Below are 12,197 nucleotides of genomic sequence, written 5' to 3'. Positions count from 1 at the left end.
AAGGAGCCCGTCCATGCGCGCTCGTCTCGCCCTGGCCACGCTGGCCACCGCCCTCGTCGGCGTGGTGGCCGCCCCGTCGGTCGCCACGGCCGCCCCCGCCGGCCCGGACCCGATCATCGGCGGCGGCACCGTCTCGTCCGCACCGTGGGCCGCCGCCGTCTTCAGCAACGGCTCGTTCACCTGCTCCGGCTCGGTGATCGCGGCCAACTGGGTGCTCACCGCCCGGCACTGCGTCAGCGGCACCATGTCGGTGCGGATCGGCAGCGTCAACCGCACCTCGGGCGGCGTGACCCGCAGCGTCACCGCCTCGTACGGTCAGTACGACCTCGCGCTGCTGCGCCTGAGCAGCCCGGTCACCAGCGGGGCCGTCACGCTGTCCAACAGCTACCCGCCGGTCAACTCCACCAACACCATCTACGGCTGGGGCATGACCTGCTACAGCGGCTGCTCGGCGTCGACCGTGCTCAAGACCGCCTCGGTCCGGGTCACCAGCACCAGCGTCACCGACGCGTACGGCGGCCGGGCGATCCGCAGCACGCGGATCAACGGCAACGCCTGGCGCGGTGACTCCGGCGGCCCGCAGTTCTACAACGGTGCCCAGGTCGGTGTCGCCTCGACCGCCGACGGCGTCAACATCCAGAACTACGGCAGCGTCGCGTACAACCGCGCCTGGATCACCTCGGTGGCCGGCGTCTGACGACCTGTCCCGCGTGCGGCGCGGATGCTCGGATGACCCGGGCGTCCGCGCCGCACCGTTTCGCAGACTGCGGTCAGCTGAACAGAACCTCGCTATTGGGATACATCCGACATGCCTAGCATCGCAGCATGATGGTGGTTACCACGGATTCATTACCCGGTTACGAGGTACGACACGTCATCGGACAGGTGATCGTCTCGGTGCCGCGTACCCGAAACCCGTTCTCGGAAGGCGTGAAGACCCTTCGTGGCAACTTCCTCCACCCCAGGGCATCGGACCACCTCCAGCGCTGGCGGGTCAGTGCGCTGACGAAACTCGGCGCCTCGGCCGAACTCATGGGCGCCAACGCCGTACTCGCGATGCGGTTCGAACACCGCGAGGTCGGCCTGATGTGGATGGAGATGTGCGCGTACGGCACCGCCGTCGTCGTCGCCCGTCTACCGCACGACTCCGGCCCGGTCGACCGCTGGGAACGGGAGGGGCGTGGACCGGACGTGGACGACGACGAGGAGGACACCGCGCCGATCGAGGGGCTGCCGGTCCGCGAGGGCTGACCCTCCGGCGGACCCGACCGGGCCCGCCGAACGGCCGGACCGGTCAGAGGATCGGTGCCGGGTCGTACGCCGCCGCGTCGGGGTGCGCGGCGACCACCGTCGCGACCCGGTCCGCGACCGCCCGCACCTGGGCGGCGGCCGCCCCGACGAAGGCACCCCGGTCGGACACCAGCGCGTCGATCTCGGCCCGGCCGAGTCCGAGCCGGCCGTCCGCGGCGAGCCGGTCGAAGAGGTCGTTCTCGGCGATCCCCTTCTCCCGCATCGCCAGCGCCACCGCCACCGCGTGCTCCTTGATCACCTCGTGGGCAACCTCCCGACCCACCCCGCGACGTACGGCCGCCACCAGAATTCTGGTCGTGGCCAGGAACGGAAGGTAGCGGTCGAGTTCCCGGGCGATCACCGCCGGGTAGGCCCCGAACTCGTCGAGCACGGTCAGGAAGGTCTGGAAGAGCCCGTCGGCGGCGAAGAACGCGTCAGGCAGGGCCACCCGGCGAACCACCGAGCAGGAGACGTCGCCCTCGTTCCACTGGTCGCCGGCCAGCTCGCCGACCATCGACAGGTAGCCCCGCAGGATCACGGCGAAGCCGTTGACCCGCTCGCTGGAGCGGGTGTTCATCTTGTGCGGCATGGCGCTGGACCCGACCTGGCCGGGCTTGAAGCCCTCGGTCGCCAACTCCTGACCGACCATCAGCCGGATGGTGAGGGCCAGCGACGACGGCGCCGCGGCCGTCTGCGCGAGCGCGGCGACCACGTCGAAGTCGAGCGACCGCGGATAGACCTGGCCGACGCTGTCGAGCACCCGGCTGAACCCGAGGTGCGCGGCCACCCGGCGCTCCAGCTCGGCCACCCGCCCCGCGTCGCCGTCGAAGAGATCGAGCTGGTCGGCGGCGGTGCCGACCGGCCCCTTGATGCCACGCAACGGGTAGCGCCCGATCAGGTCTTCGATCCGCTCGTAGGCGATCAGGAGTTCCTCGGCCGCGGACGCGAACCGCTTGCCGAGCGTGGTGGCCTGGGCCGCGACGTTGTGCGAGCGCCCGGCGAGCACCAGGTCGGAATGCTCGACCGCGAGCCGGGCCAGCCGGGCCAGGGTGGCGACGACGCGGTCGCGTACGAGTTCCAGCGAGGCCCGGATCTGGAGCTGCTCGACGTTTTCGGTCAGGTCGCGGGAGGTCATTCCCTTGTGGATGTGCTCGTGCCCGGCCAGCGCGCTGAACTCCTCGATCCGCGCCTTCACGTCGTGCCGGGTCAGCCGCTCGCGGGCCGCGATCGACTCGAGGTCGACGTCGTCGACGACCGCCTCGTACGCCTCGACCACCCCGTCGGGCAGCTCGATGCCGAGGTCCCGCTGGGCCCGGAGTACGGCCAGCCAGAGCCGCCGCTCCATCCGGATCTTCTCCTCGGGCGACCAGAGTCGAACGAGTTCGGGAGAGGCGTAGCGGCCGGCGAGAACGTTGGGCACCTGCGGTTTCGTCACGTACCGCAGTCTTTCACGCCCCCGGTCCCGCTCAGCCGCTCCTACCGAGCCTCCCGCGATCTTGCGGCTGTCTCCCCCATTTGCCGGAAATGGAGGGCGACAACCGCAAGATCGCGGGGGTGAGGCTCAGCGACGGCCGACGCGGATGGCCAGGCGATCCAGGTAGGTGATCTGCGCCGCCACCAGGACGAGGAGGAACAGCAGCATCATCGGCAACGGCAGCACCAGTGCCAGCGCGGCGTCGTCGGTGGCGATCCGCCGGTACAGCGCCTGCTGGGCGACCAGGCCGGCGGTCCAGCTGCCGGGCCCCTGACCGATCAGCCACGGCCAGAGCAGCTGCTGCGCGCTGATCAGCCACGACACCACCACCGCGAGCGGAAGCAACGGCAGCGCCGGAAGCAGGACCGTACGGGCGAACCCGCCGCCCGCCCGCCAGCGCGGCTCCAGGCCACGGAACAGCAACGTGAACGCGACCAGCGCGGGAATCGAGACCCAGCCGGGCGGGATCAGCCCGATCAGGGAGTCGATCTGGTCAAGGTCGCGGGCGCGCAGGTAGTTGGCGATGGCCAGCGGACCGGTGCCGACGAAGAGCCACGGAGCGAAGAGCAGCAGCAGGATCTCGCTCCACCGGCCGAGCGGGCGGAGGCCGCCGATCGCGAAGCCGCCGACGGCGGCCAGGGTGACCGAGACCACCGCACCGATCAGCGGCGGGAGCCAGGTGTTGACGAAGATCCCGCCGCTGGTGGCACCCATCGGCAACTCGCCGTCGCTGAAGGCGGCCCGCACCCACGGGAACAGGACGGCGTAGGCGGTCACCGCCAGGAAGCCGACCAACGCGACCACCAGCAGGACCAGGAAGAGCGGGCGACCGGCACGCTCCGGTGGGATTCCGGACGGCGCCGGCGGGATTCCAGGGGACGGGGGCCGGTCGCGCCAGCCGTCCCACTCGATCCTCGCCCGGGTGATCAGCAACAGCCCGACGGTGATCAGGCCCAGCACGCCGAGCACCGCGAGCAGGATGGTGGAGATCGCCGAACCTGGCCCCAGGTCCATCCGGATCAGGCTGTTCTGCATCGCGTCGAGCACCGGCGTCGCCGTGCGGCGGGCCGGCCCGCCGCCGGTGAGCAGCGCCGGCACCGTGTAGGTCTGTAGGGCCGCCGCGACGACGCCGAGGGCGAGCACGGCACCGGTGACCAGCATCGCCGGCCCCGGACGGCCACCGGCCCGCCGGCCGCGCAACGCACTCAGGAAGAACGTCGCGGCGACGCCGACGACCAGCCCGAACGACGTGATGCCGACGATCCAGATCAGGGTGAGCCGAGGGCTCTCGCTCAGCGCCCGCGGGTCGGACCGGTGCATCATCCAGAACACCAGGACGGCCACCGGGGCGTATCCGGCCAGGGGCAGGGCGAGCAGGCCCCGGGTGACCAGGCGGGCGGCCCGACCGGCACGGTCGGCGACGACAGCCAGCAGCGGTGCGACCAGGAGTGCGCACAGCAGCGGCACCAGCGCGAGCCCCAGCGCGAAGCTGAACGCCCCGAGGAACCCCATCTCGAGGATCCGCTCGTAGTTGGCGCCGCCGACCTGCTCGACGGTGCCGATCAGCGGATCCCGCTGGAAGCTCTTGACCAGTGTGGACACCGACGGCAGGACGTAGGACCACAGCAGGGCGAGGAGCGCGGGCAGCAGCAGGAGCAGCCCGACGACGGTACGGACGGGTCGGCTCGGACCGGCGGCCCGGTTCAGATCGGCGGACCGGCCCGGATCGGCGGACAGATGTGCCGGTGGGGCCGGGAACGGCTGCTCAGACGTCATGCGTCGACACCTCGACAATCATGCCGCTGGATGCTAGCAACACCCATCCAGTCGATGCCCTGGTCAGGACTTCGTCAGCAGGTCACCCGGGTCGGCGGCGGCGGCCGGGGCACCGGCCACCGGATCGGCGGTCACCGGGACGGCGGGTGGGTCCAGGCGGTGTTCGAGCCGGCGTACGTCGCGGCTGGCCAGCATGCCGAGCACCGCTATCAGGACCAGCGCGGCGGCCCCGAGCATGGTGACCCGGGTGCCGAGGGCCTCGGCCAGCGGACCGACCGCGACCTGACCAATCGGGATGGCCAGGAAGGAGCCGAGCATGTCGTAGGAGTAGACCCGGGCGAGTTTGTCGCCGGGCACGTGCTCCTGCATCGTCGTCTCCCAGGCGATGCCGAACTGCTCCATGGCGAGCCCGGTCAGGAACGCCGCGCCCACCAGCACGATCAGATACGGCGCCAGCGCCAGGCCGCCGAGCAGCAGGGCCGGTGCGGCCATGCAGGCCACCCCGAAGAACAGGAAACGGCGGATCCGCAGCCGCAGGGCGACCAGCGCACCGACGATCATGCCGACGGTCTGCGTGGCCAGCACCAGGCCCCACCCGGCCCGGCCGAAGCTCTCGTCGGCGATGACCGGCCCGAGCACGTTGACCCCACCGACGTAGGCGGCGTTGAGCAGGCAGAAGCCGAGCACCACCGCCCAGAGCCAGGTCCGCGAACTGAACTCGACCCAGCCCTCACGCAGTTCGCGGAAGACGTTCGGGGCCGGCCCGGTCCGATCGGCGGCGCTGGCCCTGGGCACCCGGACCATCACGAAGAGCCCGGCCGCGACGGCGAAGGCGGCGGCGTCGACGGCCAGTCCCCAGCCGGGGCCGATGGCGGCGACGAGCAGACCGCCGAGCGAGGCGCCGAAGATGGCCGCGCTGGCGAACCCGAGCCGGTTGAGCGCGTTGGCCTGCTGTCGGGACTCCTGCGGCACGATCTGGCCGATCACCGCGGCGGTGGCCGGCTGGGCCAGCGCCGCGGTGATCCCGTTGACCGCGGAGAGGCCGAGCAGCAGCGGGATCGTCGCGGTGCCGGTGAGCACGGCCGCCGCGATGGCGGCCTGGGTCCCGGCCGCGAGCAGGTTGGCGCCGACCATCACCAGGTGTCGGGGCAACCGGTCGGCGATCACCCCGCCGATCAGCAGGAACAGGACGTTGGCCAGGGACCGCGCGCCGACGACGAGCCCGAGGTCGCGGGCCGACCCGGTCAGGTCGAGCACGGCGAAGGCGAGCGCGATCGGTGCGACGGCGTTGCCCAGCACGCTGACCGTGCGACCGGCGACCAGGTAGCGGAACGCCCGGTTGCGCAGCGGAGCGAACGTCTGTGACCAGTTCACGTGGACAGACCCTAGGGCTCGGCCGGACGCCGGGCGACCCCGGTTCCGCCGATCAGGGTCAGCGTTCGAGGATCGCGACGACTCCCTGACCGCCGGCCGCGCAGATGGAGATCAGGCCGCGTCCGGAACCCTTCTCGGCGAGCAGCTTCGCCAGGGTGGCGACGATCCGGCCGCCGGTGGCGGCGAACGGGTGTCCGGCGGCCAGCGACGAACCGTTGACGTTGAGCCGATCCCGGTCGATCGCGCCGAGCGGGGCGTCGAGCCCGAGCCGGTCCTTGCAGAACTCCGGCGACTCCCAGGCGGCCAGGGTGGCCAGCACCTGCGACGCGAACGCCTCGTGGATCTCGTAGTAGTCGAAGTCCCGCAACGTCAGCCCGGTCCGGGCCAGCAGCCGCGGTACGGCGTACGCCGGGGCCATCAGCAGCCCCTCGTCGCCGTGCACGAAGTCGACGGCGGCCACCTCGGACGCGCCGAGGTAGGCGAGCACCGGCAGCTTGTGCGCGGCGGCCCACTCCTCGGAGGCGAGCAGGACCGTCGACGCGCCGTCGGTCAGCGGCGACGAGTTGCCGGCGGTCATGGTGGCCCGGTCGGCGTCCGGCCCCCGGGTGCCGAAGACCGGCCTGAGCTTGCCGAGCTTCTCCAGCGAGGTGTCCGGCCGCAGGTTCTGGTCGCGGGTCAGCCCCTGGTAGGGCGTGACGAGATCGTCGAAGAAGCCCTTGTCGTACGCTGCCGCGAGCCGCTGGTGCGACTCCAGCGCGAGGGCGTCCTGCTCGGCCCGGCCGATGTCCCACCTGACGGCGGTGATCGCCGCGTGCTCGCCCATCGACAGTCCGGTGCGCGGCTCGGCGTTGCGCGGCAACTCGGGCCGGAACGGCTGGTGCGGGCGCAGCCGGCTGGCGGCCCGCAGCCGGGCGCCGAGGGTCCGCGCCGAGTTGATCTCCAGCAGGGTGCGCCGCATCTCCTCGTTGAGCTGCAAGGGAGCGTCGGAGGTGGTGTCCACACCGCCGGCCACACCGACCTCGATCTGCCCGAGGGCGATCTTGTTGGCGACCAGGATCGCGGCCTCCAGGCCGGTGCCGCACGCCTGCTGGATGTCGTACGCCGGGGTGCGCGGGTCGAGCTTCGAGCCGAGCACCACCTCGCGGGTGAGGTTGAAGTCGCGGGCGTGCTTGAGCACCGCACCGGCGACGACCTCGCCGAGCCGCTGGCCGGCGAGCCCGAACCGGGCCACCAGCCCGTCCAGGGCGGCGGTGAGCATGTCCTGGTTGGTGGCGGTCGCGTAGCGCCCGTTGGACCGGGCGAAGGGGATGCGGTTGCCACCGATCACCGCGACCCGCCGGATGGTCTGCACGATCCCGCCTCCTGCACGTTCTGGACTTGCCGCCAACCTACCCGCCAGTACGCTCTATTCGCATGAGCGACAGGTACGCGAGCTTCGCCAACTCGGGCCCCGGCAAGGCGCTGGTCAAGCGGCTCGGCCTGCCCGACCCGCCCCGGTTGCGCCGCTACCGCCCCGGCGATCCGCTGGTCACCGGACCGGTGGTGCTCGACGCCGCGCCGGGCGGGCGGCTGCGCGAACCGGTCGCCAAGCTGCTCACCGCCGCCGGTGTCGACGTACGCGACCCGGGCACGACCGCGCAGCCGGGCGGCCGTACGGACGCCGCCCTGGTCTACGACGCCACCGGCATCACCGACTCGACCGGCCTGCGCCGGCTCTACGACTTCTTCCACCCGCACGCCCGGGCGTTGAAGGGCTCGGGGCGGGTGATCGTGTTCGGCACCCCGCCGGAGCTCTGTGCCACCCCGCGCGAGGCCACCGCCCAGCGCGCCCTCGAGGGACTGACCCGCAGCATCGGCAAGGAGTTCGGCCGGGGCAGCACGGCCCAGCTCGTCTACGTCGCCCCCGGCGCCGAGACGGCGGTGGAGAGCACCGTCCGGTTCCTGCTCTCCGGGCGTTCCGCGTACGTCTCCGGCCAGGTGGTCCGGATCGGCACCGGTGGCGCCGGGACGGTGCCGGCCGACTGGGAACGGCCGCTGGACGGCAAGGTCGCCCTGGTCACCGGCGCGGCGCGGGGCATCGGTGCGGCCATTGCCCGGGTGCTGGCCCGTGACGGGGCCCATGTCGTGGCGCTCGACGTACCGGCGGCCGGTGACGCGCTCGCCGACGTCGCGAACTCGATCGGCGGCACCGCGTTGCAGCTCGACCTGACCGTCCCCGACGCGCCCGCCCGGCTCGCCGACCACCTCGCGGCCCGGCACGGCCGGGTCGACGTCGTCGTGCACAACGCCGGCATCACCCGGGACAAGACGCTCGGCCGGATGGACGCCGCCCGCTGGGACGCCGTACTCGACGTCAACCTGTCCAGCCAGGAGCGAATCAACGACGTACTGCTGGAACGTGACCTGCTGCCCGAGGGTGGCCGGCTGATCGGGGTGGCGTCGATCGCCGGGATCGCCGGCAACCGGGGGCAGACCAACTACGCGACCTCGAAGGCCGGGGTGATCGGGCTGGTCGAGTCGATGGCGCCGGTCCTGGCCGAGCGGGGCGTGACCGTCAACGCCGTCGCTCCCGGCTTCATCGAGACGAAGATGACCGCGAAGATGCCGCTGGCGCTGCGCGAGGCCGGGCGGCGGATGAACAGCATGGCCCAGGGCGGCCTGCCGGTCGACGTGGCCGAGACGATCGCCTGGTACGCCTCGCCGGGCTCGGGCGGGGTGACCGGCAACGTGGTCCGGGTCTGCGGCCAGAGCCTGCTGGGGGCGTGATGAGCGAGGACCCGACGACCGACCCCGCCGACGGCACCGCCGGTACGAAGGACGGCGCGCCCCGGCCCGCCGGCACGCTGGTGCTGACCAGTCCACCCGCCGTCGGCGCGCTCTACCGGCAGGCGGCGATCGGGCTGGTGCCCGGCCTCGGCGGCCGGCGCGGCGGCGACAGCCTGCCCGGGCTGGAGTTGCGGCTGCGCGGGGTCACCGTCGACCGCGGCCACCTGGCCGCGTACGACCGGGTGTGCGGGTTCCGGCTCACCGACACGCTGCCGGCCACCTATCCGCACGTCCTCGCCTTTCCCCTGGCGATGCGGCTGATGTCGGCGCCGGACTTCCCGTTTCCGCTGGTCGGGCTCGTGCACGTGGCCAACCGGGTCACCGTCGAACGCCCGGTCGACGCGAACGAGCCACTCGACCTGTCGGTCCGGGCCGCCGACCTGCGGCCGCATCCACGGGGCCGGCAGTTCGACGTACTCGCCACCGCGTCGGTCGCCGGCGAGGTGGTGTGGCGCGGCGTGTCGACGTACCTGCGGCGGGAGCGCACCAGCGGCGACCGGGACGGGCGCGGCCCGGGTGAGCGTCCCGCGCCGCCGGCCGCTTCCGGCCGCTTCCGGGTCGAGCCCCGGGTGGGTACGGAGTACGCGCGATTGTCCGGCGACCACAACCCGATTCACACGTCCCGGATCGGGGCGCGGCTGTTCGGTTTCGCCCGCCCGATCGCGCACGGCATGTGGAGCAAGGCCCGCTGCCTGGCCGCGTTGGAGGGCCGGCTGCCGGACGCCTACACCGTGGAGGCGGCCTTCAAGCTGCCGATCCTGCTGCCGGCGACGGTCGCCTTCAGCGCCAGTCCGGCCTGGAGTTTCGCGCTGCACGACGCGCGGTCGGGCCGGCCGCACCTGACCGGTACCGTCACGCCCGGCTAGCCGGCGTGGCCGGCTTGCCGCCGTTCCTGCTCCTGCATAAGGTTACTTGTCAGTAAGTTTCTCGACCGGCGGAAGGTATCAGCGATGACCGACTTCGACCCGGCCACGTTCGCCTCGGTAGAGCCCCAGGAGTTCGCCAGGCTCGTCAAGGCCACCCCGGACGCGCAGATCGCGCAGGTGATGCAGAGCGACGTACGCGGCAAGGTCCTCGACGAGGTGTTCAACCGGATGCCTTCGCTCTTCCGCGCCGACAAGGGCGCCAACACCAACACGGTGCTGCACTGGGTCATCACCGGCGCCCCGGACGGCGGCTCCGACACGTACGAGGTCGTGATCGAGAACGGCACCTGCACCACCGCGAAGCCGCCGCAGCGCGAGCCGAAGCTGACCCTGACCGTCGGCCCGGTCGAGTTCCTGAAGATCATCTCAGGCGGCGCCAACCCGGTCATGCTCTTCATGACCGGCAAGGTGAAGGCGAAGGGCGACATGGCGCTGGCCGCCAGCATCCCGAACCTCTTCGACATCCCGAAGGCGTAGCCGGGCGCGGCGGTCGGGTCGGCGCCGGTGGCGCCGACCCGGTCGTCGTTCAGCTCTGCGGCACCCGCAACGAGACGTTGATGGTCTTCGACCGCTGCGGGCCGTCGCCGATCGTGTGGATCGTGTAGGTGTGCGTCTCGGTGTTGCCCTTGTCCGCGCACGAGAACGAGAACTCCTGCGAACCCTCGTTGCCGTGGTAGGTGCCGTAGCTGCCCACCATGCCGGGGTTGTCGGCCGACAGCGCGACCGCCGTCGCGCCGGTGGTCTTCCACCCGAGGATCAGCGACCGGCCCGGGTCGGTGCCGCTCGGGCAGGTCGGCTTCTGGACGACCTTGAAGTAGACGATCGACGTGCCGCCGGCCGGCGGCTTCGTCGGGTGCCCGCCGCCCTGGGTCGGGTGGCCGCCCCCCGGAGCGCCCTTGGTCGGCAGGCCGCCGGGCATCCCGCCGGGTAGCCCGGCCGGCGTGGCGCTGACCACGGGCGAGGCTTCACCGGTCGGCTGGGCCGGTGCGGTCGACTCGACCGGCGCGGCGCTTGGAGTGCCCGGCGCCGGAGTCACCTGCACACTGCAGCCGGTGGCCAGCAGGGCGAGCGCACCCCCGGCGAAGACGAGTGCGGCCCGGCCGGTGACGGACCCGGTCACCCGGCGGGTCGTGGTGGACAGCTTCATGATTCGCTCCTAGCGGGAATCACCCCGGCCGCACGACCGGTGATGTGTTCCACGCTAGGAACGCAGCGACATCCGCGAATCCCGCTTTCGTGCCGGCAGCGTCAGCCGGGCAGCGTCACCCGGCCCTCGGCGGCGGCGAGCGCGATGTCGCCGCGGTGGTGCGAGCCGTCCAGCCGTACGCCGTCGACCAGGGCGTACGCGGTCTCCCGGGCGGCGGCCAGGTCGGCGCCGGTCGCCGTGGCGCAGAGCACCCGGCCGCCGGCCGACAGCAGTGCGCCGTCGTCGGCCCGGCGGGTGCCGGCGTGGATGATGCCCGGCCGGTCGGCGCCGGCGATCACGTCCCCGGTGCGCGGCGCCGCCGGGTAGCCGTCCGACGCGACGACCACGGTCACCCCGGCACCGGGGCGCCAGCGCAGCGGCGGGTGCCCGGCCAGCGTGCCGGTCGCCGCCGCGTGCAGCAGGCCGGCCAGCGGCGTCTCCAGCAGGGCGAGCACCACCTGCGTCTCCGGGTCGCCGAAGCGGGCGTTGAACTCGATCACCCGGGGACCGTCGGCGGTGATCGCCAGGCCGACGTAAAGCAGGCCGGCGAACGGGTTCCCGGCCCGGCGCAGCTCCGCCAGGGTCGGGTGGACGACCTTGGCCATCACTTCATCGACCAGGCCGGGCGGCGCCCACGGCAGCGGCGCGTACGCCCCCATGCCGCCGGTGTTCGGCCCGGTGTCGCCGTCGCCGACCCGCTTGAAGTCCTGGGCCGGCAGCAGCGGCACCGCCGCCTCGCCGTCGGTGACCACGAAGAGCGAGACCTCGGGGCCGGACAGGTACTCCTCGATCACCACCCGGCCGCACTCGGCGGCGTGCCGCAGCGCGGCCTCCCGGTCGTCGGTGACCACGACCCCCTTGCCGGCGGCGAGGCCGTCGTCCTTCACCACGTACGGGGCACCGAAGTCGTCGAGCGCCCGAGCCGCCGCGTCCGGGTCGGTGCAGGTGTGGGCGCGGGCGGTCGGCACCCCGGCCGCCGCCATGATCTCCTTCGCGTACGTCTTCGAGCCCTCCAGCCGCGCGGCGGCGGCGGACGGGCCGAACACGGCGACCCCCTTGGCGCGTACGGCGTCGGCGACCCCGGCCACCAGCGGCGCCTCCGGGCCGATCACCACCAGGTCGGCGTTGGTCTCGACGGCGAGCGCCGCGACCGCGTCGGGATCGGTCGGGGTGACTGTCCGCAGCTCGGCGACCTCGGCGATACCCGGGTTGCCTGGTGCGGCGATCAGGTGGTCGACGGACGGGTCGGCGGCGAGCCCGAGCGCGAGGGCGTGCTCCCGCCCGCCACCACCGATGAGAAGTACGCGCACTGTTTTCCTTGGGGAAGAGTGGGATTTCCTTGGGG

11 protein-coding genes are annotated in these 12,197 nt (G+C 72.6%); 5 read left to right on the top strand and 6 right to left on the bottom strand.

Annotated elements, in window-relative coordinates; all coding sequences use genetic code 11:
* The first annotated feature begins 13 nt into the window (after window positions 1-13).
* The gene (locus AB0M79_RS31445; RefSeq protein WP_364220833.1) at window positions 14-697 is read left to right on the top strand and encodes a DUF1986 domain-containing protein; all 684 of its coding nucleotides are present in this window, start codon (window positions 14-16) and stop codon (window positions 695-697) included.
* Window positions 698-825: 128 nt separating this feature from the next.
* On the top strand, window positions 826-1,251 hold the full coding sequence (locus AB0M79_RS31440; protein WP_364220830.1) for a heavy metal-binding domain-containing protein: 426 nt from the start codon (window positions 826-828) through the stop codon (window positions 1,249-1,251).
* A 43-nt stretch (window positions 1,252-1,294) separates the two neighbouring features.
* On the opposite strand, the gene purB is transcribed toward AB0M79_RS31440, so the two are convergent.
* The 4 genes from purB to AB0M79_RS31420 all read right to left on the bottom strand — a co-directional run bounded on the left by purB (window position 1,295) and on the right by AB0M79_RS31420 (window position 7,265).
* Window positions 1,295-2,725 (bottom strand): adenylosuccinate lyase, encoded by a 1,431-nt coding sequence (purB, locus tag AB0M79_RS31435; RefSeq protein ID WP_364220827.1) that lies wholly within the window; start codon window positions 2,723-2,725, stop codon window positions 1,295-1,297.
* A 126-nt stretch (window positions 2,726-2,851) separates the two neighbouring features.
* Entirely contained in the window at window positions 2,852-4,540 is a 1,689-nt protein-coding gene (locus tag AB0M79_RS31430) for a sugar ABC transporter permease (RefSeq protein ID WP_364220824.1), read from the bottom strand.
* Window positions 4,541-4,603: 63 nt separating this feature from the next.
* Complete coding sequence (locus AB0M79_RS31425; protein WP_364220821.1) at window positions 4,604-5,914, bottom strand: MFS transporter; 1,311 nt, start codon at window positions 5,912-5,914, stop codon at window positions 4,604-4,606.
* Between the two features lie 58 nt (window positions 5,915-5,972).
* Window positions 5,973-7,265, bottom strand: coding sequence for an acetyl-CoA C-acetyltransferase (locus tag AB0M79_RS31420; RefSeq protein ID WP_364220818.1), 1,293 nt, complete (start codon window positions 7,263-7,265; stop codon window positions 5,973-5,975).
* Window positions 7,266-7,327: 62 nt separating this feature from the next.
* On the opposite strand from AB0M79_RS31420, the gene AB0M79_RS31415 reads away from it, so the two are divergent.
* The 3 genes from AB0M79_RS31415 to AB0M79_RS31405 all read left to right on the top strand — a co-directional run bounded on the left by AB0M79_RS31415 (window position 7,328) and on the right by AB0M79_RS31405 (window position 10,143).
* On the top strand, window positions 7,328-8,680 hold the full coding sequence (locus tag AB0M79_RS31415; RefSeq protein ID WP_364220815.1) for a 3-oxoacyl-ACP reductase: 1,353 nt from the start codon (window positions 7,328-7,330) through the stop codon (window positions 8,678-8,680).
* A complete protein-coding gene (locus AB0M79_RS31410) occupies window positions 8,680-9,606 on the top strand; it encodes a MaoC/PaaZ C-terminal domain-containing protein (protein ID WP_364220812.1) in 927 nt (308 codons plus the stop codon). The genes AB0M79_RS31415 and AB0M79_RS31410 overlap by 1 nt, the downstream gene beginning before the upstream one ends.
* Window positions 9,607-9,690: 84 nt before the next feature.
* Entirely contained in the window at window positions 9,691-10,143 is a 453-nt protein-coding gene (locus AB0M79_RS31405; RefSeq protein WP_364220809.1) for an SCP2 sterol-binding domain-containing protein, read from the top strand.
* Window positions 10,144-10,192: 49 nt separating this feature from the next.
* Here the strand turns inward: AB0M79_RS31405 and AB0M79_RS31400 are convergent, their stop codons facing one another.
* On the bottom strand, window positions 10,193-10,813 hold the full coding sequence (locus AB0M79_RS31400; protein ID WP_364220806.1) for a hypothetical protein: 621 nt from the start codon (window positions 10,811-10,813) through the stop codon (window positions 10,193-10,195).
* Window positions 10,814-10,914: 101 nt separating this feature from the next.
* Entirely contained in the window at window positions 10,915-12,162 is a 1,248-nt protein-coding gene (gene purD / locus AB0M79_RS31395) for a phosphoribosylamine--glycine ligase (protein ID WP_364220803.1), read from the bottom strand.
* Between the last annotated feature and the right edge of the window lie 35 nt (window positions 12,163-12,197).

The sequence above is a fragment of the Polymorphospora sp. NPDC051019 genome, from assembly GCF_040683055.1.
Lineage (GTDB): Bacteria > Actinomycetota > Actinomycetes > Mycobacteriales > Micromonosporaceae > Polymorphospora > Polymorphospora lycopeni.
This window is presented reverse-complemented; position numbering and strand designations above follow the sequence as displayed.